The 24,049-nt window shown below is 37.6% G+C and carries 22 protein-coding genes, 1 riboswitch and 1 other annotated feature; of the genes, 6 read left to right on the top strand and 16 right to left on the bottom strand.

Annotation, left to right across the window (positions count from 1 at the left end; genetic code table 11):
* Positions 1 to 166: 166 nt before the first annotated feature.
* The 4 genes from FCJ93_RS16615 to FCJ93_RS16600 all read right to left on the bottom strand — a co-directional run bounded on the left by FCJ93_RS16615 (position 167) and on the right by FCJ93_RS16600 (position 4,268).
* Positions 167 to 997 (bottom strand): energy-coupling factor transporter transmembrane component T family protein, encoded by an 831-nt coding sequence (locus tag FCJ93_RS16615; RefSeq protein WP_137744221.1) that lies wholly within the window; start codon positions 995 to 997, stop codon positions 167 to 169.
* Complete coding sequence (locus FCJ93_RS16610) at positions 988 to 2,700, bottom strand: ABC transporter ATP-binding protein (protein ID WP_137744220.1); 1,713 nt, start codon at positions 2,698 to 2,700, stop codon at positions 988 to 990. The genes FCJ93_RS16615 and FCJ93_RS16610 overlap by 10 nt, the downstream gene beginning before the upstream one ends.
* 30 nt (positions 2,701 to 2,730) lie before the next feature.
* Positions 2,731 to 3,288 (bottom strand): ECF-type riboflavin transporter substrate-binding protein, encoded by a 558-nt coding sequence (locus FCJ93_RS16605; protein WP_095312840.1) that lies wholly within the window; start codon positions 3,286 to 3,288, stop codon positions 2,731 to 2,733.
* Between the two features lie 119 nt (positions 3,289 to 3,407).
* Entirely contained in the window at positions 3,408 to 4,268 is an 861-nt protein-coding gene (locus tag FCJ93_RS16600) for an SAM hydrolase/SAM-dependent halogenase family protein (RefSeq protein ID WP_211344132.1), read from the bottom strand.
* A gap of 229 nt (positions 4,269 to 4,497) precedes the next feature.
* Positions 4,498 to 4,771 (bottom strand) — a binding site (T-box leader).
* Positions 4,772 to 4,935: 164 nt separating this feature from the next.
* Here FCJ93_RS16600 and FCJ93_RS16595 point away from each other — a divergent pair.
* Positions 4,936 to 5,613, top strand: coding sequence for a hypothetical protein (locus tag FCJ93_RS16595; protein WP_137744219.1), 678 nt, complete (start codon positions 4,936 to 4,938; stop codon positions 5,611 to 5,613).
* Between the two features lie 40 nt (positions 5,614 to 5,653).
* Here the strand turns inward: FCJ93_RS16595 and FCJ93_RS16590 are convergent, their stop codons facing one another.
* Positions 5,654 to 7,435, bottom strand: coding sequence for a methyl-accepting chemotaxis protein (locus tag FCJ93_RS16590; protein WP_137744218.1), 1,782 nt, complete (start codon positions 7,433 to 7,435; stop codon positions 5,654 to 5,656).
* Positions 7,436 to 7,752: 317 nt separating this feature from the next.
* Here FCJ93_RS16590 and FCJ93_RS16585 point away from each other — a divergent pair, with 317 nt between their 5' ends.
* Complete coding sequence (locus FCJ93_RS16585; protein ID WP_137744217.1) at positions 7,753 to 8,310, top strand: helix-turn-helix domain-containing protein; 558 nt, start codon at positions 7,753 to 7,755, stop codon at positions 8,308 to 8,310.
* Positions 8,211 to 9,137, top strand: a complete 927-nt coding sequence (locus tag FCJ93_RS16580; RefSeq protein ID WP_137744216.1) for an IS3 family transposase — start codon at positions 8,211 to 8,213, stop codon at positions 9,135 to 9,137. Before FCJ93_RS16585 ends, FCJ93_RS16580 begins: the two co-directional genes overlap by 100 nt.
* Positions 9,138 to 9,211: 74 nt before the next feature.
* Here the strand turns inward: FCJ93_RS16580 and FCJ93_RS16575 are convergent, their stop codons facing one another.
* Complete coding sequence (locus tag FCJ93_RS16575; protein ID WP_235879524.1) at positions 9,212 to 10,882, bottom strand: methyl-accepting chemotaxis protein; 1,671 nt, start codon at positions 10,880 to 10,882, stop codon at positions 9,212 to 9,214.
* Between the two features lie 476 nt (positions 10,883 to 11,358).
* Positions 11,359 to 11,525, top strand: a riboswitch (M-box (ykoK) riboswitch).
* A gap of 223 nt (positions 11,526 to 11,748) precedes the next feature.
* On the opposite strand from FCJ93_RS16575, the gene mgtE reads away from it, so the two are divergent.
* Positions 11,749 to 13,107: a magnesium transporter gene (gene mgtE / locus FCJ93_RS16570; protein ID WP_095312848.1), complete on the top strand. Its 1,359-nt coding sequence runs from the start codon at positions 11,749 to 11,751 to the stop codon at positions 13,105 to 13,107.
* Between the two features lie 113 nt (positions 13,108 to 13,220).
* On the opposite strand, the gene FCJ93_RS16565 is transcribed toward mgtE, so the two are convergent.
* The 10 genes from FCJ93_RS16565 to yhfZ all read right to left on the bottom strand — a co-directional run bounded on the left by FCJ93_RS16565 (position 13,221) and on the right by yhfZ (position 22,659).
* Positions 13,221 to 14,513, bottom strand: a complete 1,293-nt coding sequence (locus tag FCJ93_RS16565) for a YhfT family protein (RefSeq protein WP_095312850.1) — start codon at positions 14,511 to 14,513, stop codon at positions 13,221 to 13,223.
* 26 nt (positions 14,514 to 14,539) lie between these two features.
* Positions 14,540 to 14,899, bottom strand: coding sequence for a DUF2620 domain-containing protein (locus tag FCJ93_RS16560; protein ID WP_095312852.1), 360 nt, complete (start codon positions 14,897 to 14,899; stop codon positions 14,540 to 14,542).
* A 1-nt stretch (position 14,900) separates the two neighbouring features.
* Positions 14,901 to 15,278, bottom strand: a complete 378-nt coding sequence (locus FCJ93_RS16555) for a PRD domain-containing protein (protein WP_095312853.1) — start codon at positions 15,276 to 15,278, stop codon at positions 14,901 to 14,903.
* A gap of 27 nt (positions 15,279 to 15,305) precedes the next feature.
* Positions 15,306 to 16,376, bottom strand: a complete 1,071-nt coding sequence (locus FCJ93_RS16550) for an amidase family protein (protein WP_095312855.1) — start codon at positions 16,374 to 16,376, stop codon at positions 15,306 to 15,308.
* 124 nt (positions 16,377 to 16,500) lie between these two features.
* Complete coding sequence (nagB, locus tag FCJ93_RS16545; protein ID WP_137744215.1) at positions 16,501 to 17,241, bottom strand: glucosamine-6-phosphate deaminase; 741 nt, start codon at positions 17,239 to 17,241, stop codon at positions 16,501 to 16,503.
* Between the two features lie 40 nt (positions 17,242 to 17,281).
* Positions 17,282 to 18,433, bottom strand: a complete 1,152-nt coding sequence (locus FCJ93_RS16540; RefSeq protein ID WP_095312859.1) for a YhfX family PLP-dependent enzyme — start codon at positions 18,431 to 18,433, stop codon at positions 17,282 to 17,284.
* 5 nt (positions 18,434 to 18,438) lie between these two features.
* A complete protein-coding gene (locus tag FCJ93_RS16535; protein WP_095312861.1) occupies positions 18,439 to 19,659 on the bottom strand; it encodes a phosphopentomutase in 1,221 nt (406 codons plus the stop codon).
* A gap of 24 nt (positions 19,660 to 19,683) precedes the next feature.
* A complete protein-coding gene (locus FCJ93_RS16530) occupies positions 19,684 to 20,790 on the bottom strand; it encodes an aminotransferase class V-fold PLP-dependent enzyme (RefSeq protein ID WP_095312981.1) in 1,107 nt (368 codons plus the stop codon).
* 10 nt (positions 20,791 to 20,800) lie between these two features.
* Positions 20,801 to 21,676 carry a phosphotriesterase family protein gene (locus FCJ93_RS16525; protein WP_095312863.1) on the bottom strand — a complete coding sequence of 292 codons (876 nt, stop codon included), beginning with the start codon at positions 21,674 to 21,676 and terminating at the stop codon, positions 20,801 to 20,803.
* Positions 21,677 to 21,732: 56 nt separating this feature from the next.
* Complete coding sequence (gene yhfZ, locus FCJ93_RS16520) at positions 21,733 to 22,659, bottom strand: GntR family transcriptional regulator YhfZ (protein WP_095312865.1); 927 nt, start codon at positions 22,657 to 22,659, stop codon at positions 21,733 to 21,735.
* 208 nt (positions 22,660 to 22,867) lie between these two features.
* Here yhfZ and FCJ93_RS16515 point away from each other — a divergent pair, with 208 nt between their 5' ends.
* Positions 22,868 to 23,344, top strand: coding sequence for a hypothetical protein (locus tag FCJ93_RS16515; protein ID WP_095312867.1), 477 nt, complete (start codon positions 22,868 to 22,870; stop codon positions 23,342 to 23,344).
* An 88-nt stretch (positions 23,345 to 23,432) separates the two neighbouring features.
* Positions 23,433 to 23,885, top strand: a complete 453-nt coding sequence (locus tag FCJ93_RS16510; RefSeq protein ID WP_137744214.1) for a hypothetical protein — start codon at positions 23,433 to 23,435, stop codon at positions 23,883 to 23,885.
* The last annotated feature ends 164 nt before the right edge of the window (positions 23,886 to 24,049 follow it).

Genomic DNA, 24,049 nt, shown 5'->3' with positions numbered 1-24,049 from the left:
GCCGTTTCCCTTCAGACTGAATGAAACGTTTGTCTTTCGAGGGAAGGAGCGGAGTTACCTTAATTGGTAATGAGCACCGGACAAGGCGAAGCAACAAAGAAAGCGAGCGTTTGCAGGTAAGTCTGAAAGGAGAACTTTTTCACATGAAAAGGTTCTCCTTTTTTCGTTATTGAAATGGATTGTAAAAACGATTCCCGTCATGAAATGTAATGATAAGACTGGCAGCTAAAATCAGAATAAAGCATGTTAGAACTAGGTAATCACTTTTTTGAAAAGGACGGGAGCTATACCACGTTCTTTTTTTGTTTTTCCCAAAACCGCGGAGTTCCATCGCATTGCTAATAGTTTCGATTTTATCTAAGCTAGATAATATAAGCGGAATAATGATAGAAGCGGCATTCTTCACACGCTTTGGCAGCTTCTCCTTATTCGACATATCCAGCCCTCGAGCCTGTTGGGCCAGAGCGATATTGCGAAAATCTCTCTGCACATCCGGAATGTAACGAAGTGCCAAAGAAACTGCGTAAGATATTCGATAGCTAATTCCAATCTTATTTAAAGAAGCTGCAAATTCACTTGGATGTGTCGTTACAATAAAGAGCAATGCCACAGGGGCAACTGTAAAGTATTTTAAGGTAATATTAAATTGATAAAAAATCTGTTCCAGCGTTACATTGTATCTCCCTGCTATTTCAAACAAAACATGGCTTGTACCATAAATCTTGACTCCTTCTTGAGGAGAAAACCCATAAATCGCCACATTATTCAACAGCAAAAAAATGAAAATAAAAATGAGAACAAAGGAAACCTCTTTTATCTCTATCTTTGAAACAATGAAAATCCAAATGCTCATAAGAAACAAAAAAATAAGGATGCGGGTATCATAAGTAAGCATTGCCGCCGTAGACCAGAGGATAAAGCATAGGAGCTTTGTAACACCAGTTAAGCGGTGCACCGCCGTATTTTTTTCTATATATGAGAGCATTTCTACTGCCATTTCCCTCGCTCCTCCCTATCAAAGACAATGAAGCGTTCAACAAACTCCTTTGGTTCCTCTATGCCGATGCGCTCTGCCAACTCAAATAAGGATGTTTCTTTTAAATTAGCTTGTTTAATAAGTTCCCTATTCGTCAACACAGCCGCTGCAGAATCGTCGGCTATGATTTGTCCATCTGTAATGACAATCGCTCTCGATGTATACTCAAGCATAATGTGCATATCATGAGTAACCATGAGAATTGTCATTCCTTGCCGATTTAATTCAACTAAGAACTCCATAATCTCTGTATAATGGCGAAGATCCTGACCAGCAGTTGGTTCATCAAGAATGAGGATTTCCGGCTCTAAAACAAGAATCGAGGCAATGGTTACTCGTTTCTTTTGCCCAAAGCTTAAAGCTGAAATCGGCCAGTTTCGAAACGGATAAAGGCCGCAAACTTTCAGTGTTTTTTCCACTCTCTCTTTAATTTTGTTTTCCGGGACACCACGAATTGTTAATCCTAAAGCAACCTCATCGAAAATCATGTTTTTGGAAATCATATGATTAGGGTTTTGCATCACCATGCCAACTCTAAGAGCTCTCTCTTTAATCGAATCCGCGGTCACCTCTTGACCATGAAACATAATTTTCCCAGACTGGGGCTTTTCAAATCCACAAATAAGCTTCGAAAGGGTTGATTTCCCTGCTCCATTCTTACCAACGATACTGACCATTTCACCTTTCTGGACCGAAAAAGAAATGTCTTGAATGATTTCTTTACCACCGTGATATGAAAAAGACAGGTGTTCGACTTCTAGCACAGGTGAGCTGCTTTTTGTCTTCCCTTCTCTTTCCACATTTTCATACCATTCTATCAGCTTTTCTTGACAATTTTTTAAAGCAAATGTATGCAGCCGGGAAGGACGCATCTCTGCTGTTAATGCACAGCCAGCGTATTTTGCTGCTTTCACATATAATGGTTCTCGAATATGATGCTGTTCTAAAATTGAGCTTGCCAATATTGCATCCGGATGCTCATCAGCAACGATTCTCCCCTCATCTATAACAATAATGCGATCAACATTTCGGTGTAAAACATCCTCTAAGCGATGCTCGATAATGATGATCGTTTTATTCATCTGCTCATGAATCTGATCAATAAGTTCAATGGCTGATTTTCCTGTCGTCGGATCAAGATTAGCCAGCGGCTCATCAAACAATAAAATATCAACTTGGTCAACCATCACTCCTGCTAATGACACCCTTTGCTTTTGTCCGCCAGACAAATGATGGACAGACGATTGCAAGCGTCTTTCCATATCCACCATTTTCGCAATATCATCGACCATTTGAACCATTTGAGATTGGTCGATACAATCATTTTCTAACGAAAAAGCAATATCTTCCCCAACTGTCAGACCAATGAATTGACCATCCGGATCCTGCAAAACAGTCCCGACCATTTTTGATAAAGTAAAAATATCTAAATTCCTTGCTTCTTGGCCAAAAATCGCAAGGCTTCCAGTCACTTCACCTTTATATGAAAAAGGAACCAACCCATTGAGGCACTGACCAATCGTACTTTTCCCGGAACCAGAGGGTCCCACAATCACCACTTTTTCCCCTTCGTAGATAGTAAGGTTCAGATTGTGCAGAGTGGGCTCAACCTGGCTGTTGTATTTAAAGCTATAATTGCTAAATTCAATGACTGGTTTTTTCATCTTCTTAATCGAATCCTCTCGAAATACTCCTTATAATTCCTTATGCAAGCTGTTGCTCTGACTGCGCGTTTTGGCATAGGCGAATAGCAAAATCGTTCCTAATACCCCCACCGTAACAATGTTAGACAGTCCAGCAAATACACCTTGTGCGAATACTTTATTAGCCGGCTCTGCATAAATAAGAATGTCTAACGCCGGGGCAATCAAAAACCAACCAATTCCTTGAGCCACTGCTTGAATAACATTGAATGTAATGACTTTTTTTACGGTAAAACCACCTGCTTCAATGTTTATTCTCTTCGCAAACAGACCAATCGTTGCTCCTACAAATAAGGATACAATAACCCAGCTCCACCACACTGACCCATAGGAGATCGCATCATTAAGGGCGTGACCGATAAAACCAATTAACCCACCTGCAATCGGCCCAAAAACTGCAGCCATTAACGCTAAAAATGCATAAGAGGTTTGGATTGAAGTATTCGGAATCGGAGAAGGAATGGAAGCAAATTTGGCTAAAATCATAAATAGTGCAGCTCCAATTCCAATAGCTACGATCGTTTTAATGGATAAATAATTTCTGTTCAATATGTCCAGCTCCTTATCTTTTGAATATTACAATTACTAATTATAAACTCTTTTCTAAATATTTGTTACATTTTTCCGCATATTACAAAGGAATTCTCATTAATTGTTCGGAAAAACCACTAATTATAGCTTATATTCTGAACTTTACGTATCGAAATTGTCCAATTAACCCCTGTTTCAACATGGTATGCTTTTGCAAAAGAACCTTGGTTTAGAGCAACGCCTATTTTATCTAAAGAATTGACGTATAGAAGTGGTTCTCCTAAATGACTGTCTGCGAAAGAACGACCAAAAGTCATAATGTTCTTATAGACCTGACGTGTATCATTCTCTATCGTCACTTCAAAGGAATCACCATAGACGATGTCTAATTGCTTAAAAAGTTCTCGCTCGATATTGGTCCATAAGTTTCCAAACCGAACATCAAGAATATCAATGCTGCCAGTCACGCCCCCTTTAATCAATTTTGCTTCAGATACTGGCAATTCAATAATTGAATCGACCTCTACCTCAGGACCAACTTGTTCGTACGTGATGATTCCTGTTGCCAACCTTGCTCCCGTAAACGCATATACATCACGACCATGGAATGTATATGACTCGCCTGATTTCGGAAGGCGATTCACCTTCTCGTCAATAATTCTTGCTTCAACTATTCCTATTTCCTTCTTAATTTGTGTCAATGTTCCATTATCGGGAGTGACAATATAGTGGTTGGTTGCTGTTTTCACGACAACACTCCTTCGTTCAGAACCAACACCAGGATCAACAACAGATACGAAAACTGTACCTTCAGGCCAATAAGAAATGGTTTGATAAAGGCGATAAGCCCCTTCCCAAATATTGTATTGAGGGATGTCATGAGTTAAATCAAATATTCGAATAGCTGGATGAACGGATAAGGCAACTCCATACATCGCGCTCACAGCACCGTCACTGATCCCAAAATCCGTTTGTAGCACTAAATAGTTATTCACAATAATTCCTCCCTATTAGAAAAGTGGAAGCGCCTTGCTCATCGCCGTACGAACTGGAAGGTTTCGACTGAGATACAGAAAACTTGAATGGTGAAAAGCAATCCAAAGTTGACTTATCGTAAGGAAGAAACTGAAGTTTGATAGGCGATAGGCGTTGGAGCTTGACAATTCTCTAAATTAAAATTTAATGTTCCTGTAAAGAAATAAAAAAACACGTCTTTATCCATCACTGGATAAGGACGTGTTTATCATTCACGTGGTACCACCTTACTTCACTGTTTGCTCGCACAAAACAGCCTCAACGAGTACATGGGCATTTTTCTCCCAGATACTGTGGTATTGATAACGAGTACCAAATCTCGTCGGAACCTACTAATATCAATGATGATATGTTCAGCACGAAACTCAGAGGCCATTGTTCAGATTCGAATTTTTGCTTCTTTTCAGCTACCGAAGCTCTCTGTGTAAAATTGCAAAATCCTACTTTTTCTCTTCATCGTCTTTCATTTCTTAAATTTCAATTAATTTTAAAATTGATTATAGAGCATTCTTTTCGTGAGCGCAAGAAGAATTTTTTTAATTATTTTATTGTTGGGTAATTCTTGTCCACAAAACTCATAATAATGCTGATTCTCTTTTTTTATACTAAAAAAACAAAGGAGATTTATTCATGGCAAAAGATAAAGTGAGAAAACCTTTTTATAAAAAATGGTGGTTTTGGTTATTAGCGATCATTATCGTTATTGCCTTAACCCAGTGTGGAGATGAGGAGGCAAACAATAACGAAACTGCCAACAAAAAGGCGCAGACAGATGAGACGAACAATGAACGTGATAAAGAAGCGCCAACGGAGAAAGAAGGGAAAAACGATTCCAAAATTAATGCAGGGGTGTATAAAGTCGGTTCCGATATCCCTGCCGGCGAGTATCTGGTCCTTGCCAATGGAACCGGTTACATCGAAAGCGCATCTGATAGTACTGGACAATTGGATAGCATTATTTTTAACGACAACTTAGTGAGCGGAGGGCACACTTATGTGACGTTAAACGACGGGGAATATTTCAAACTTCAAGGTACAGAAATGTATCCAGTTGATTCGGCTCCATCAATTATTCCAGAAGACGGACTCTATCAAAATGGAATGTTCAAGGTAGGGCAAGATATCCCTGCAGGTGAATATAAAGTAATTCTAGACAGTTCAATAGGGATGGGCTATTTAGAAGTTTCGAAAAACAGTAGACACCAAATCGACAGTATTGTCACAAACGAAAATGTCCAATCTGATATGTACATTACGATTAGCGATGGACAATATATTAAACTTCAAGATTGCCAAATCCAAGCATAATTGAAAAGCTGGTGCCTTAAAACGCACCAGCTTTCATCATTTATATTTTAAACTTCGCAAGTTCATTTTGCAGTGTTTCAGACATCTCACTTAACGACTTAGCTGATTCTGAAATCTCCTCCATCGATGCAAGCTGCTCTCTGGAAGCTGTAACAATCGTTTGAGTTCCTTCAGAACTTTGTGTTGCGATCGTTTGAACTTCTTGAACAGATGCTGATACCTCTTGTGTATTGGCTGACATCTGCTCAGAAATGGCAGAAACTTCATGAATTTGCTCTGCAACCCGGATTTCGGCAGCTAAAATCTTCTTAAAGGCTTCGCCTGCTTCATTGACATCCAATGTCCCTGCCTCAACCTCTTCGACAACTCTCATCATTGACTGAATCGAATCATTCGTGTCTTCCTGTGTCTTTTCAATCAATTCTTTAATTTTCCCTGCTGACTCTTGCGATTGCTCAGCTAATTTTCTTACTTCATCTGCGACGACAGCAAAGCCCTTCCCATGTTCTCCTGCTCTTGCTGCTTCAATAGCTGCATTCAAGGCAAGCAGATTTGTTTGACTTGAAATATCAGTTATCGCTGTAACAATGTCACCAATTTGCTTTGATCTTTCCCATAATTGTTTAATAATTGCAGAAGTCGATTCGACTGTTCCAGAAATTCGACTCATTTGTTCTACTGCTCGGTCAATCTTTGTATTTCCATCTTTGGCTATATCAGTAGATTGCTGCGACATAGCTGCGACTTCTGAAGAGGACTCCGCAATTCTTTGAACACCGATGCTTACCTCTTCCATCGCAAGCGCACTGTTGGTCGCTACTTCTGCCGAAACTTCAGACCCCTTCGCAACTTCATTGATATTATTAACGACATGCTCAGTGGCAGCCGTTGTCAGTTCAGCACTTGCCGACAATTCCTCCGATGATGCAGCTACTTGCTCAGTCACTTTTTGCACACTCTCAACCAAGCCTTTTAAACTTACAGACATCAAATTAACTGAAGTACTTAACTGTCCGATTTCATCGTTAGAAATTATTTTCAAATCATCCCCTGTGAAATCTCCTTTGGCAATTTGGTTCATCTTTTCAACAACATGATGAACCGGTCTCACAATATAATTAGCAAGGAAAAGAGCAACTGCTACGCCAAGTACAATCGCGATAATCGTTAAAATAATCACAAAGCTATTCATGGCAATCCCACGATTAAGCAACTCCTTGCCGCTTTGTTCGACCATTTTTTCTTTCTCGCTAACCCGCTCGTCAAATGAATCCATCAATTGCTGCCCAATCGGGCCTACTTGATCATTGACGATTTTCAAAGCCAGCTCGCGTTCGCCTCTGTCATAAGCTGTAAACACTCGTTCCTGAATGAGCATGCCCCAGTTGTTACTTGCATATAGAAGCTGTTCCAGCTCCTTGGAATTATCCATTTCCAATAGCTTATCTTCTAACTTTTTACTATTTCTTGTGTGTTCATCAAAAAGCTCTTTATCTTGTGTATCGCCGAATAAAAGAAATCCCCTCAACATCGCCATTCGATTGGCGATATTGTAACTCATTTGTGACTCATATGTAAGGGTCTGTACATCCTCTTGAATCGTTTTTTCAATTTGACGATTAAGGCTGTTTACATTAAAAAGAACACTCGCTCCCAATATAATGAGCAATAATAAAACAACCCCATAACCGAGCAAAATTTTCGTTTTTAAGCCTTGTCCTTTTATGTTTATAAACGATAGCCTCTTTAAAGAAATACTTTTCTGCTGAAAGTTTTTCTTTTGAGAATTATTTAATTTTTTAAACTTAAATCTTTTTCTCATATACGAATCCTCCTCTGTTGATAGCGGGCTGTTTGGCGAAACGTTTCGACATTTCTTTCTATAAAATTTTTCACTTCATGCTGTTTATCTTCGTTGCTTCTTTCATTTTTTTATTCATTATTACTATTTTCATATAAAAAAATGTACATGAGTAGATTTTACTGTTTTAAAAGACCTATTTCCATAAAAACATTTCATTTTTTCGAATTCAGAATTAGTATTATATTTCAAAAATTTAAACACACAAAAAAAGAGCTTACACGTTTTGTACTGCACCCCAAAAGTTAGAGTGAAATTTAACTTTTGCGTGTATTTTTATGGCAAAATATAGTGAACAATTTAAGTTAATGCTAGTTAGAGAGTATCAAAAAGGAAAATTAGGATATGATCTCTTGGCAGAGAAATATAAAATGACAAGCAGTTCTCCAATTAAACGTTGGGTAAAACTGTACGAGAAATTTGGGATGGATGGCTTGATGAGGAAGAAGGAAAAGCAAACTTATTCTGTTCAATTCAAGCTTGATGTATTAAGCTTTATGAAGAGAACAGGTTCTTCTGAAACGGAAACAGCCCTCCATTTTGGGTTAACGAACCCTCCCTTAATAGCATCATGGAAGAAAGCTTTTCATGATGGGGGTGTTGAAGGCCTGAATAAACTTAAAGGACGGCCTCCTATGTCTGATAGAGCAAAGAACACAAAAAACACGGAATCAAAAGAAATGACATATGAACAAAAGTTGGAAAGAGAAAACGAACTTCTACGTTTAGAGGTAGAATACTTAAAAAAGTTGCGAGCTTTTCAGATGGATCCAGAGGGCTATCTCGAAAAGCACAAGCAGCGTTATCATTCGAACTCAAAGAAACCTTCAAGCTAATAGATGTTTTACAAAAAGTCGGCATTCCAGAATCCTCCTACCATTATCATATGAAAATGTTGAAGGAGGAGAATCCAGACCAGGAGTTGGAGGAACTTATTCAGTCCATTTTCGAAGAACATAACGGAAATTATGGTTATCGTCGTATTCAATTGGAATTAAAAAACCGTGGGTTTGAAGTGAATCATAAGAAAGTGCAACGTATCATGAATAAACTCGGGCTCAAAGGAGATAAATTCAGATTAAAATTGCGCAAGTACAGTTCTTACAAGGGTACGACTGGAACTGTTGCCAAGAACCTTATCAATCGTCGTTTTTACACAAACGTGTGTCATCAAAAATTAACCACAGATATTACAGAATTTAAGTGTTCAGACGGTGTAAAACTGTATCTAAATCCAATTATGGATATGTTTAATGGGGAAATTCTTTCATTCGGGATAAGTATGCGTCCAACCCTAGAATTAGCAATGAAGCCTCTCGAGGAAGCACTAGAAATTGTAAGAGATTCAAAGTTTAGAACTACTATACATTCTGATCAAGGGTGGCATTATCAACATACTAAATGGGTAAACACGCTCAGAAAAAACAAAGTGTTCCAGAGTATGTCGCGAAAAGGAAACTGTTTAGATAATTCGCCCATGGAGAACTTTTTCGGCTTATTGAAACAAGAAATGTATTATGGAGAATCACTGTGCGCTTTTGATGAATTAAGAAAGAGAATGGAAGAGTATATCAATTATTATAATAACAAGCGTATAAAGCAAAAATTGGCAGGCATGAGTCCGGTTCAATACCGTACCCATACCAGCCAATTAGCTGCTTAAATTAAAACTCTAACTTTGTGGGGTCACCACCAGGTTACTTTTAACCGCGGAGCTTTTTCTGATTTTTATCCAGATTAATCTCTTACTTTAAATTGCTGAACCAATTCATTTAATCTAGTTGCATTCTCTTCCAACAATCTTGCACTATTTGATACTTCTTCCATTGCACTGCTTGACTGCTGTGAAGTCGCTGACACTTGCTCCAAACCAGCAGCACTTTCTTCAGAAACAGAAGCAATATTTTCGATTGAATTATTAATGGATTGAGTGTTATCCAGAATACCATACAACGATGCCGCCATTGATTCGATATTGTTTTCCACTTCTTCAATACTCCCTTGAATTTTCATAAAGGTTCTTCCTGTTGAAGAAATTTGGGCTGTCCCTTCTTGAACAAGTTCGTAACCATTATCTAATGAATCCACCACTTGTTTTGATTCATTTTGAATATCTGTGACAATTGAAGTGATATCTGAAACTGAGTTACTAACTTGCTCAGCGAGCTTTCGTACTTCATCGGCCACAACAGCAAAGCCTTTTCCTTGCTCACCAGCACGAGCAGCTTCGATGGCTGCGTTCAGTGCTAATAAATTCGTTTGGTCAGCAATTTCTCGAATGACATTAACCAATTGTGTAATTTCATTTGTTTTACTGTCTAAACCCTTGACCATAGAATTGGACTTCTTCATACTTTCATTAATCACTGCCATTTTTTGAATCGATTCATCCATCGCATGGCTGCCCTCATTTGTTAATTGAACCATTGAGCCTGCCTTTTCTTTTACCCCTTCCCCTTCAACCACTACTTGCATGATCTCTTGGGCAAAATCGCTCATTTTTTCATTTAAAGAAGCTGATGAACTTGCTTGTTCTTCTGCCCCTTTAGATAGTTCCTCCATCGTGGTGGCAATTTGTTGACTACCAATCTTTACTTCATCAGCATATTGAGTGAGTTCTTCACCTTGGCTCGTTACATCCTCAGAAACGTGTCTGATTTGAATAATCATATTTCTAACATTTTCATTCATCGTATTAACAGCAGTAATTAACTGACCAATTTCATCTTTTAACTTTGTCTTCAGTGGTTCTGCTGGAAGCTCACCTTTAGCAATGATGTTCATCCTATTTACAATTAGTCTGATCGGTTTTGTAATGACTCCAGACGTATATGTGGCGATTGCTAAGCCGATGAGGACAATGGCGATAGAGACAATAATGCCATTCAACTGAATATTTTCTCCAAACTCTAAAGCACTGTTACCATTTTTGATAGCATTTTCCTCTTGCTTCTTTGCAAGCGCCTGATATCGATCTATAAGGTTCTCAGCAACTGGCTGTGATTTCGTTTCTAAAATTCTCGCAGCCTCATCTCTTTCCCCCTTATCGTAAACGGCAAACACTTCTTCTTGGATTACTCGGTGCCATTCTTCTGTTAATTCAAGCAGTCCTAAAATCTCTGCAGATTGCTCACCTTTAAGAAGCTGCTCCTTAATATCTTCACTCTGTAAGTAGTATTCATCATAATCGCTTCTATAGCTCTTGTCCCCATACAGCATAAAGCTATTTAATAGGGAAACTCTATTAGCGATATTATACGATAATTCCTTGCCCGCAATTAACGTTGGCAAGTCATTCGAAAGCATCCCCTTTGTTTTTTGATTCATCATAGAAAGTGAGAAATAATTAAATATGGCTAAGCCCGAGCAAAGTACGATAATCGCCAAAAAACTTAATGTTAGTCTCATGCGGATACTCTTCATATCTGTAAGCGCCTTCTTTCTCTAGTCTTGTATTTAGAGTGATGCATATTCACTCTAAACCCTACAAATGATTCTTTAATACTATGTATTGCTGCTTCTATTATAAAACTATGGAACTATTTACTTTTGACACTTTTCCTATAATAATATCATATTTATATCATAATATACATAAGTCAATGCATCTTTTATCATAAAAAAACATCTTTTTTCCAGCGTCCTTTTATTTTAAAAAACAAGCATTAGTACCTTGACTGTATTTATAAATTTAGAACCCTATGGACTCAAATGGAGTTTCGAGACATCTGGGAAGTTTTTTATTATGTAATTGTTAAAAAACATCTCAACGTGTTTCCTTCAATCAAATAAATGAAATAGTTCTCTTGCATTTCATTATTTCCAACCCCCATATTTTTATTGACAAATCGAAAGACTTCTAATATAATATTATATTGTCAATTAAATACCTTCGTTAGGTGAGGCTCCTGTGCTGGAGATATGCTGCTGCCCAGAAATATCCAAAGATGCCAATGGGTCAACAGAAACCATCGAATTAAGGTGGTTTTTAATGTAGCTGGAATTTATTCCTATGCCGCACAGTGCTAAAACTCTACGAATGAAGGAAATCTCTAAAAAAGTTGTATTTTATTTGATATTACACCTTCATTCTGTGATGGTGTTTTTTTATTTTTAGGGGGTGGTTAAAAATGGATAGTAGTCCTTATTCGCATAGGTTAATGAACAGAATATTAAGAAACAAAAGGATGTATGTCCATTTTAAGCACTCTCAAGAGTTGCCTTCTTTTAAAATGGACTGATACATCCTAGTTAAGTAGAAGAAGGTGAGAACAATGGTAAAAGACTATACGCTAAATGAAATCACAATCCAAGTGATTCAATACCTCAAAGATGCAAAGAGAACTGAATTTAATCGTTTATTAGATGAATTACATCCGTATGATATTGCACGAATTTATGAATTGTTGCCTATTAAGCATCGAAATCGATTTTTATCGTTTCTAAATATCGCTCAATTGGCAAGTATGCTTCAAGAGTTGGACAATGAACAACAACAAAATGTCTTAAATCATTTAGGCATTGAAAAAGCAGTAAAAGTAATGGACAAAATGGATAACGATGACTTAGTAACCCTCCTTGAAGAACTATTGCCAGAAAGTAAAGAAAAATTTTTGGCGAATATGAAAAAGGAGGAGTCGCAAGTAGTTCAAGATTTAATGAACTATTCTCCTGAAACTGCAGGGAGACTTATGACGAATCGATATGTCTGGATCCCCCAACACTATACTGTTAAAGACGTAATGAATAAACTAAGGGAGTATGCAGAAATTGCCGAAAGCATAAACTACTTATATGTCATTAATGATAAGAAGCAACTAATTGGTGTTATTTCCTATCGTGACCTTATTTTATCCGAGCCTAAAGAACAAGTTGAAACGATTATGTATGAACGGGTCATCTCAGTGACAGTCGATACGGACCAAGAGCGCGCTGCCCAAATTATTCAAAGATACGATTTTTTAGCCCTGCCTGTTGTGAATCATGATAATGTTTTAGTTGGGATTCTAACAGTGGATGACATGATCGATGTTTTAATTCAAGAGGCTTCGGAGGACATTGAGAAATTATCTGCATCAGGAAAAGATATTGACTTTGATACAAAGGCTCCAATAGCAGCATACCGTAGACTGCCTTGGCTAATCTTGTTATTATTTATCGGACTAGTCTCAGGAACTATTGTCAGTACTTTTGAGGAAACGCTCCAAAAGGTTGTAGCTTTAGCATTCTTCATGCCCATGATTGCGGGAATGACAGGAAACACAGGCACACAATCTTTAGCAGTTGTTGTGAGAGGACTTACTTCTAGAGATATAAATAAAAAAGTAGTAATGAAGCTAATTTTCAGAGAACTACTTGTTGGAATTATTATTGGACTTACGTGTGGGATATTAATATCGATCATCGCTTATATATGGCAAGGAAATCCACTATTGGGGCTCGTTATCGGCAGTACACTCGTCATTACACTTATTATTGGAACTTTGGCAGGGACCATTATTCCACTAATCCTTCACCAATTTAAAGTCGATCCTGCCGTAGCATCTGGCCCGCTGATTACAACCTTAAATGATGTTTTGTCATTATTAATCTATTTTGGAATAGCATCCATATTTATATCTCATTTAATGTAGAGCCTTCTCTAGAAAGAAAGGGCTCGCTTTGTAAAAAATATGTAAAAACAGGTTGTCTCAAAAATCTATGCTTTTGGGACAACCTGCTTTCTAGTTAAATATCTATCTAAGTTTTATTGAGGAATAACCATTATTCCTAACGCCACTAAAATATTGGCAATAATACCAACTGCAATTGCACCTAGTGGACCGACAGCCATACGAACAATCGGTCTTCCTGCTACCTCATTCAATAAATAGAAGCCTGCAATAAAGAAGAAACCGAAGCCAGGTGCGATCATGTTAGAAGCGTTTGCACCACCAATTAACAAGGCAACTTCTAGAAGTTTAGTCATAGCGCTACGAATATTCTCCCCAGAATTTCTAACACCAGGATATTTATCTAGAAATCTTGCAATAAAGCTTAATAACATTACTTCACCAAAAATAACGATTGCTCCGATAACGACTGCCAACCATACATTTGGAGAAAATAAACCAACAACAAAAATTAATGTGAATCCAACAGGACTGTATACACCTGTTGCAATTGCCGTACTAGCAACTAACGGGATAAAGCCAATCGCTCTTGCAGCTGCCGCAATACCTGCATCTGTTTGTTTCCCTTCAGCAAGTAGATTTAATGAAATCGGATCTCCTGCCATTAATAAAAGGTTAGTCGCTCCCGCAATTAGACCGCCAATAATCATAAAGAAGACAACGTTTTTCTTAATAGACTTTACTTTATCACTAAACACTGAAGCTAAATCAATACTCGCCCCGTCTACCGCTTTTTCTTTCATTGCATAAGTGAATAAGAAAATCATTCCAATAATTAAAGCCATACCCTCTTGGTTTAATGTGACTACATTGTCTCCAATCTTTAAAAACTCACTAGTATTCATCCATACCGCCAACTGTCTAACTAAAGCGGATACAATAAAAGTTAAAATCCCTTTTTTAATACCAAATTGCATGGCAACAGCTAAAGCTGGGAATGCCATAAACGTAACAACAACCGGGGTTCCCACTTCACCAAGCGGAGTTAAAAAATTCACCGGCAAATGATCAAATAATTTCACGAAGCCTTCCAAACCGGCAATAAGTCCCCAGCCATATAAAGCACCGATTGCAGCGGCAACAGGAGTTCCCCATTTATTCCTTGGCGTGATTAATCCAATAATATCTGTACCTAATAAAATACTATGAATTAAAATAATACTGGCTGATAACGTAAACGGAATACCGAAGCCGATAACTAGCCCAAAGCTCATGGCAAACGCTGTTAATCCTAGCTCTCGCCGTTTCAGCCTTCCTTCACTATTTTCCGAAACAATTGGTCGTAAACCATCATTAAAAACAGCAATATTTCTATTCGATAAAACGGCAGCGACTGCACCAATTAATACAACGAATAATGTTTCCATCTCTTATTTCCTCCTATCTCAGTTGATTATGAATTTGATTTAATCGCTTTAATGATCATTGGTACTGCCTCATCAACATGATCTCCAGTAAACCCAAAAGCTTTCTTTCCATTTTGTACAGCTTCCAGTACTTTTTCTTCATTTGGTTTCTTACCTGGCATGGATACTGTTTCACATTTATCTTTCCCAATCAGGGCAATGGCCATTGCTAAGGCACCGCCACCACCCGTATGACATGCACCAAAATAATAATCAGCCTGTCCTGTTTTCATCAACATAGCCGCTTCTAAATCAGACTTCACAACAGTCTCAATCGATGAATCCAACTCCTTAATCAAATTCTCAATTTGTTTCTTTTCTACTTGCCCACCTACGACAATTTTCATTTTATTTTCCTCCTTCACTATTTACATTCAGTACGGTTGTGTAATGCATATATAGATAGTTTTTCTCTTCCTCAGGTATGGAACTTCCCCATTTTTCTTCAATTAAATCTACCTGCGCCTTTGCAATCGGGAAATAATTAGATTGAGTGATTTCATTCATGATCGCATTACTTGGACCTTCTACTTCTTTTCCACTATTGCAACGATCTAATGCCATCGGTAAATGAGTGAATAACATTTCTGCTTGCTCAACATCATTTTTATTTAGCTTTTTACTCAACTCTTTAAATGCAAGTAATGCAAGATCATGAGATTTACCAGAAATCACGTTTTGTTCCAGTAGAATTTTTAATCTTTCGGTATACTCGTATAAATTCATTCTTTTACTCTCCTTTCAACAAACAAATTATTGTAAATCCAAGCCTGTAAATTTAGGTTCCTGAATAAAATAACGCTTCCAAATTTCTGGCATTGAAATGACCTCTTCAAGTCTTGCCGCCATCTCAAGAGCAATCATTGATGTCTCGAAACCTTTTTTGGCAATGATCACTAATCCACAAGCTAATGTTTCAATTGGAACCGTAATAGCGGTTGTTCCACACATGTTGGCTGCTCTCACTAGGTATTTACCATGATTTCTTGTCAGTTCTCGACCCGGATTTCCCAAAAATTGTGGAATCGTTTCTCCATAGCCATACACATCGATGGGTCCCTCACAAGTAACGATTATGTCAGCTCCCCTTTGTTCAAAGGATTCATGGATAATTTCTATTCCGCGTTTTCGGTCATCGATTCCACTCATCTCTGTCTCTTCAACGGAGTACTCACCACATTGTATTTTTGACAGGTAGTGCATAACTTTTTTATTCATATCTTGACCATCTGGACAGTTAACAGTTCCCTTTTTTGGCACAATGACTTTGAATCCTCTATTGGCTTTCCTCTCAAAATTTGTTCCGATTAGGCATTCCATTACTTCTTTTAACGTCTTTATATTCTTACCGATAACCCCTATACTACCTGTAAACGAAAGCCCCTCTGTAGACTTCTTTTGATGTTTTACTAAAAGTCCAAGTCCTGATCCAATCATTGAAGGCAATTGACAACTAAGTGCTGGGGCTAATACAGAACCTCCCCCATCAGTTCCGATAGCAAAATCAATCATTCCCTTCAAGATATTGATTGGACCACCGCTTGTCGAACCTGTCATAACACGATAGGTAACAGGATTGATTAAGTCTGTATCTATGGCACGTCCTCTATTTGATGCCTTATCCACTGTTAACCAAAGATAATCGGGATGATATCTAAGCCTATTAATGATGTTATCAGGGATCTGGTTGGTATCCTTCAGCCCAAAATATAATGGATGTTGATTTTTTGTTTCACTTTCCTCTCTGACATTTGGATTGATATAGATAACAGACCTCCCTACTTCTCTTTTAGCAAGTTCAAGTTTGTTGCTCAAATTTGTCATTAAGCTCACTCGCAATCTATATCTAAACTATTATTCCTATACAATATATTGTATATTGTAATTATAGCGCTAACATTTGCTTCGTTCAATGTGATGTTAAGATTTATATTCTTTTATATCTTCATCAACAAATAAATTCATTTTGTAAACGAAGCTTTTTTAGTGCAGCTTTATCACCAATTAAGACAACATTAGGATGGCGCTGTAAAACAGAAGCTGGAAAATCCTCTGATATCTCTCCATTCATTAGTCGCTCTACTGCTTCTGCTTTCCTCTCTCCCGAAACTAGTAGAATAATCTTTTTACTTTTCATGATGGTATTAATCCCCATCGTAATGGCCCGTTCAGGAACATCCTCTATTGTTTTAAAATAGCGAGAATTTGCTTTTCTTGTCGATTCAGTTAAATGGACAAGATGCGTCCTGCTTAAGAAAGATGTACCAGGCTCATTAAAACCGATATGACCATTTAACCCTAAACCCAACACTTGAATATCGATGTTCCGTATTTTTGCTTCATAATTCTCACACTCTTGTTCCAAATCATTTGCCAATCCATTCGGAATGTGTATGTTATAATGCTGAATATCAATATAATCAAAAAAATGGCTATGCATGAAAAAGTGATAGCTGTTTGTATCTGTTTCAGAAAGTCCAATGTATTCATCCAAATTAAAGGTCGTCACATCTTTAAACGATACTTTATCCTGTCTGTTTTTTTGAATTAAACTTCTGTATAGACCCTCCGGTGTAGAGCCTGTTGCCAGTCCTAATGTTGAATGAGGAACATGTTTTATTTGGTCCGCAATCATCGCTGCAGCTCTTTCGCTCATTTCATCATAGTTATTCACACAGATTATCTCCACTCAATTCCTTCCTTTCATAAGTAATCATTCCCAGAAAGTTTTAACGTATTACGTTTCCTTTTGAATCGTAAATACCTAACAATTCAGGGTTTGTTGTTATATTTCCAACTACTGCTACCTGGGCATTTGTGACGAAGACTTGAGTACGAAAAGCATATATGGCCGTATCACCAATCTTGACATCATTTGTTTTCAAGGCACCATAATAATCGATATTGGTAGGATCATTTTCGACAATAGGATAGTATCTAAGGCTATCTATACTTGAACCTACGAGTGCCCCCTGCATTTTCGATCTCGGGTAAAATCCCCCTCCAAATACAAATGCTTTGTCATTATAGAAATGGGATACTTCTGAAACATAGACCATAGCTGGTTTCTCTGCTAAATCTTCCATTGCGTGCAATGGAGTGGTACCTGTCAATGCATGCCCCGGTTCCCCCTGTGTGGCACCGCACATTTTCAACAGATTTAGCGTCGCTGTTGATGTGGCACTTGGCATATTCATTTCAAGACTTTGATAATCTCTTCCTTCTAAAAATTCCTTAACTTTAAGCATAGACTCTACATTCGGAGTTGTTTCTGGAATGCCTCCATCTATTAATAAACAAGGAAAACTTGTCAATCCTGCGATTTCTATTCCCGTCAATTTCTCTAGCTGTTCAATTTGTTCTGTTAGTTGTTTATACGTGAAGCCACCTTCTTGACCGTCGTAAAGAAAATCATTTTCATTCGCAACCCGTAAAAATATTTTTTGCTTTTTATTCATGCTGGCAGAAACATCACTAATATTTTTAGCATTTTCATAACTAAAAACAGTCACAAAATCTGGATTAAGCATAAGGATTTGGGGAATCATCTTTTTAGGAATCTGTACAAGATGCCCTACATGTCCGATTTTGATCCCATTTTTATTTAAGGAAAGTGCTTCCCAAGGATCAACTGCAACCGCTTTTTCTATACCGGCTTCAACAATCGCTTTCGAAAGCAAAGGATTGCGGCCAAATTGCTTTGTCATGAAAAAAAGTTCAATATCCAGTTTTTTGGCTTCTCTGGAAATAGCTTGACTATTATTTTTTATCGTTTCTAAGTCAACAACATATGTGTTCGGTGAGATGAAGCCTTTCTGATGAAGCTCTGTAGCAAATTCTACTAATTTAGGATTTCTTCTTTGAACGACTTCTAAAAACATAATTCTCACTCCTTTCTTGGCTGTTCTATTAGTGGGAGAAATGATGTTCCATTTTCTATATTTGATAGACCCAGGAAATCTGCTGCTGTTGCCGCAATATCTGATAATGTCTTTCGCTCTCCCAATTCCACTGGTTTGCATTGTTTTTGATAAGCTAACAAGTAAGTTTTTTCTCTTGTATGTTGATTATGACCGATTGTAGGATCGTTTCCGTGATCAGCACTCATAATCAGGAGATCATCGTCTTTCATCTTTTCGAGTAATTTGGGTAAATAACGATCGACTACTTCGATCCGATTTGCATAACGAACCGGGTCTTGAGCGTGACCTGCCAGATCAGTTTCTTGGACAGTTGCTGCAATCACTCCATTTGAAACTTGATCTAGTTCAGCTAATATATCCTCCATTACTTGAGCAGTATCTACTCCAGGAAACTTATTAGCCCCCTCGCAATAAATAACATCCTGCATCTTCCCAACAAGTGAAACATTATAGCCTGCTTTTATAGCTAAAGTCGGCAATTGATGCTCCGGATTTATGCCAAAACCTAAATGTCGCACTTGATATCCTTTGTTATAAACATTGGATTTAGGAGAGTTAACCCCAACTAACCCATCTTCTCTTCTTTCTACAGAATTCTGCAGATGCTGTGGAGTAACATTTTCCCCACCTAGAGCAATGACCCGATTCACTTTTACATGCTCTCTTACACATTGACCAATCTTCAATACTTCATTAAACGCGATGTAGTCCAGCGGTGCACTTACATTATAAATTTGACCGTAGTCCGTCTCAATATTGTCCGCAACAATAACGAGATCATTTATTAATAAATAGGGCAAATCTTGATTTGGAATTGTGACCTTATAGCCTTCCTTCTCCAATGCCTCTTTTACAATTTCTATATTTTCGATAAACGGAGCAAGATAAGCTTTTTTCGGTTTCGTGCCCATAATCTCATTATGTCCTTCAAAACTATCTGCACCATGATGCATTAAGTTACAAACACCATAACTGGCTATACTGTCTCGATTTTTTAAAAGAGGATGATTTAAAATTTTATTTATGCCTAATTGTTCAAACGTTGGAATCGTTAGTTGTGGCACAGCATCTAGAATATGCGCAAAGGTATTTGCACCTACATCTTGTGGATGATAATCCTTCGCATCCTCCATAAAACCAACACCTAAGCTATCTAATATTAAAATAATTGCCCTTCTGTTCATGATACCTTCCTCCAAAGTGTTAAGTTAACGATTCTCTGTTACCCTTTCTATCGATGTTCGTAGTATTCTAACAATCGTTTCAACACCACTTCTTAATGGATTGATGCGAATCATCCTTTTTGCGAGTGAAGGCTCTGCAGCAAGAAATGTACCTGATACTCGATAGAACATTGGGACGATTTCATATTTAGATTCTGCTCCTACAGGGTTAGGAGCTGCCCCTAATTCATTTGCTTGTTTCAAAACCTCCTCAGCGATCGGCTCATCCAGCTCTACCAATAATACTTTTGATTGGGCATTAGCAAGATAAGCTTTTTTTACACCTGCCACTTCACCATTATTTAAAAGCCTTACTAATTCTTCGTTGACATTCGCCTGAATCGCTAACATAACTGGTGCATAAACAAGTCCACGAATTGCCTCTAAAGCCTCGTATCCTTGAACTTGACTACCACCTGAATAGTTTAATTTTTCTATTTGATTAATAAAGCGTTCTTTTCCAAGAATTAATCCGATTCCTTCTGGTCCCAGTAATTTAAATAGTGAAAAGGTAGCTAAGTCTGCTCCAGCTTGTGTACCAATCTTCTCTACTTTCATCGCTGCATAGTTATCATCCGTGATGATGGTTAGATTTGGACTCACTGAACGGATTGCCTCGATCGTTTCAGTTAGATCGTAATGATCATCCATCTTTTGACGTGTATGCTGGATCAGCACTCCTTTTAAACCTGGGTTACGCTCAATCACATTTTTTATTTGCTCATGGTTATGAAAATCTGCATGAACCGCCTGAACACCCATAAATTCTAGTGTCGTCTTGCTAGTTGGATATATCGGTGCATCATGCACCAGAAGCTTATCACCTGGCTTTAAGAAACTCATAAATCCGAAACGCAGTGCCCCGGTACCGGCCCCGCGTACGAGCATTGCTTTCTCAGCACCAAAATACTCTGCTAACGCCGCCTCCACTTTTTTTGTAAACCGTGGTTTGTTAAGTCCCTTTACAACACCCAGATCACCTAATGTAAGCAGCTCTTCCCCGTGAAAATGTCTCGTAATAATATCAACTAACTTAAATTGCCTCTTCATAGCTTCTTCCAGAGAAATGCTCTTCAATGGGCATGTGTCCATTTCATTCACCTTAACCTTCCATAAACGCGATTGGGTTCTTAATTAACATTTTTTCGATGGATTCATCTGTTAATCCACTTTGCTGCAAACGTGGAATGAAATGATCCAATAAGAAAGAATAGCCCAATCCACCTTGATATTCTAGATGGGATTTTCGAGTAATATCCATTGATAACAATACTCTGTCGATATATCCTAAGTCCTGGAGTTTTTTTAAAATATCAGCGCGCACTTGATCAGGCATGTAATTTTCTTTCCCAATCGTGTCAAATTCGACGTATGCTCCTTCTTTTATAATTTTCAGGATATAGTCGAAATCCCCTGTTAAATCAACATGTCCAATAATCACTCGATTTAAGTCAACGCCATGCTTCTTGAAAAACTCAACCTGCTCATGTCCGAGCGTTCCTAGTGAAGTATGTGTTGTAATCGGTTTATTTGTTTCCTTATGGACCATGACGACCGCCTCAAATACCTTTTTCTCTGCTTCAGTCCAATTATTATAACTTGTACCAATCTCCCCGATAATTTCTGCTTTCTCTTCCGTTCCTTTTATGCCTTCATGAATTTCTTTGAACATTCTCTCTGCTAGCTGCTCTTTTGATTCACGAAAAACCTGGATGGGATAAAATTTATCCTGGTAAAACCCTGTTGCATAAATAATATTAATCCCAGATTCTTTAGACACTTTTTGAACAAAAGGGATATTTCTCCCCATGCCAAAATTCGTGACATCGACAATGTTACGAACACCTTTTTCATATAGCTTTTTATATTCCTTCACTGTTTCAGAAAAGACGTCTAATTGACAGTCTTCATTACATTTTAATTCTGATAAGTCAATCGTTGTGTGCTCATGCATATAAGTAATTCCATACTCCAACATCAAACTCACACTCCTTCTCATTTTTGGATGAAGCGGATGTCACATCGGATAAAAGACTAATAGCTTGGCAATCTTTCTCCAGATTCTACGCTTTTTTGAATCTCTAAAACCCTTTGAATTTCAACAGAGTTCCATTTATCGGTTATTTCATCTTCACGTTCTCCATCAATAACAATAACGGCCTCTGATGTCCCTTCAGATATTTCCTTTGCAGTGGGAGATTCAAAGTCAATCGCTTTAAAAGAGCTGCTCATCCTCCGATCATCCATATTCCACACTGCCGCATCAATACTTTTAGAATGGAGCATGTCAAATATTTGCATATAATTAATGTTTACAAATTCAACATTACGCCCTTCAAATTCTGCAAAGGTTAAACTCTTCTGGTCAAGGGAATCTAAATCTACCCCGATTTTCATACCATCTCTTACACTTTCTATTGCTGGATCTGATATGAAAATTTTATGAACTGAAACATAACTATTTGTTCCTAGTTCCTTCATTATTTTCAAACTGGGATAATCAGCCAGCACTTTTTCAGCTGTGACCTTCGAAACGATAGCAAAATCGCTTCTTTTTGTACGGACTGTTTCAATCCGCTTAAGTCCGCCCCGCATATAGGTTAAATAAATTTTTTTTCCTAAAAACTCAAATGCCTCAATAATTCCTGTAGCCAACCCTTCATATTTCCTTGAATATGGTAATGGCATGGAACCAATTAATGGAGATATCCCTGCAATTTCACGAAGCAAATCATTATCCTTCCTCATTAAAAAAGTCCCTAAATGACCTCTTGGTTCCAATTTAATAGCTTTCATTTCTTCAAGTAAACTTAATGCACTTTGTACTGTCCCTCTTCCGAAATTCAGTTTCTCACTGTAATCCGCAACTCGAGGTATCTTTTCCCCAATCTCTAGTTCTATTAGTTCCTGTGCAATAATTTTTGCTGCCAATCCATTTTTCGAATACAATTTTTCCCACATTTACATCGACTCCATAAACAATATACTATATTTTGTATATTACAATTATAAACGCTTCCATTTAGTTTTTCAATAGCTTATTTTCTTTGTATACTGTAAGTTACAGATGAACAAAGAGAGGCTAAAAAACAAAACTCGCTCTTTTTTCTATTTTATAGCAATGTTAAATAATATGATGGAAAACTGAGTAAAAAGAGAGGTCGTTATGATGACAAAGTTCATTGAATTAGAAGATGAAGCCATTTTATATTATGTTTATAATTTGAACTGGTTATTGCCAAAGGAAAATCAGGAAGAAGCAATTGACATTTTATCAAAAATAGATCCAAATAAAGCCGATATGATCCTCCCGAAATACGGAAAGGAATGCTGGGAGAACGGGGTACAAGTGTTGAAAATCATGGGGTATCCATCTAATAAGAAAGCACTTCCCCGCTTGGCAGCACTTCTGCAAGATAGAAATTGGCCCGGTGCCCTTGAAGCAATTGAATTATTTCGTTCCCTCGGAAAAGAAATTGCATTGCCATATATTGAAAATGCATGCTTAGAAGCAATAGAACAAAATGATCTTGATTGGCTAGAACATCTCTTTTTTGCTTGTGAAAGTCTCGATTATCATGAAGAAGACTTTTCTAATACAAAAGCTTATGGTTTTATGAAAGAAAGCGCACAATCATTGCAGTAAGATGGCTGCAGAAACTTCAAATGATTTTCACATAATTTTCTCTCCTTTGCGAAAGCTATGATGTAGATGTAGGAAGGAGTGGGAATTAATGTTGCTATCATTTATGCGAATTTTTCTATTTTCTTCTTGGGCGAGCGTATTCATTATTCCGAGAAAATTACTTAAACGCTTTTTACCCGTTTCAATTCTTGCCTCTTTATTAACATTAATTATTGTTTTTGTTGGGACCCACTACGATTTTTGGAAATTTAAAGGAAGTTCAAAAACAAAGATTCTCACTTTATTATCGATTGTTCTTGGGGCATTTCCTGTCGGAGCATTATGGATCTTTAGATTTACTTTTGGGAAGTTTTGGCTGTATATACTAACAAATTTGATTCAAAATCTAATTTATGCCTTTCCCATTATTACATTTTTCGAAAAAATAAACTTTATCAAATATGTTAGGTTTACGCGTTTTCACCATCTGCTCGTGTCCATGACCATCTCGCTTATTTTGTATGGTTATCAATTATTCATCGGCCATTCACATTCAGAGTGATTGATTTAAGAAGCACTTATGATCTTCGAGTGCTTCTTTGTTATTTAATGGTTTAGAAAACCCCTGGCTATGCCGGGGGTTCCAGAGAGCTTAAAGCGTGGTAACAAAAAAACCTCACTTCATGGTAGGATAAAGTTGGTTTCCCGACCACTTTATCTCACTCA

Origin of the sequence: Robertmurraya siralis, assembly GCF_005502275.1 — a bacterium.
Classification (GTDB): Bacteria; Bacillota; Bacilli; order Bacillales; family Cytobacillaceae; genus Robertmurraya; species Robertmurraya siralis.
This window is presented reverse-complemented; position numbering and strand designations above follow the sequence as displayed.